At 64.4% G+C, this 522-nt stretch carries 1 protein-coding gene; it reads right to left on the bottom strand.

Annotation, left to right across the window (positions count from 1 at the left end):
* Window positions 1–522: DUF6880 family protein (locus tag BFP70_RS21175; RefSeq protein WP_369820227.1), on the bottom strand; the 522-nt coding region annotated here is incomplete at both ends.

Here is a 522-nt window from a genome sequence, read left to right as displayed (position 1 = left end):
GATCGGCCACCTCCTGCAGGATACGCTCGAGCGTGCTGTTGCGATGTGCGCGGGCACGGCTTTCGCGGTCGGATTTGCGGACATAATCATGCTTGGCCAGCTCTGCTGCCGTGATCGGCGCCTCGCATGCTGTGGTGGCCTTCTCCTTCAGCGCGGCCAGACCCTCTGGGCCGAGCGCCGGTGCAAGGGCCTTAATCGCGCGATCAAAAGCGCCGTAACCATCCGCAACCGTAACCTCAAGGATCTGTTCGGCCAGCGTGTCGGGTGTAAGCTTCAGACGCGGAGCGATCTCACCGATCGCCTCCATCGCCGCGCGCATCGTGTCGCCGATGGTGCCCCAGCTGTCATCGGTGCGCTCGTGGATGGCTTCGGCCAGATGAAGCTGCGCCCAGAGCAGGTCAAAAGCCAAGCCCGGCGCGGTGGGCGCGATGCGGGCCTCGATCAGCTGAATGGCCTCAGTCAACTCCTGCGCCAGCTTTTTCTGCGAGGGGCGGTTGAGGAAACTCTTGCCCCGCCGGATCG

The organism is Thioclava sp. SK-1 (assembly GCF_001705665.1).
Taxonomy (GTDB): Bacteria; Pseudomonadota; Alphaproteobacteria; order Rhodobacterales; family Rhodobacteraceae; genus Thioclava.
Note: the sequence above shows the minus strand (reverse complement) of the source record. Positions and strands in the feature narration are given on the sequence as shown.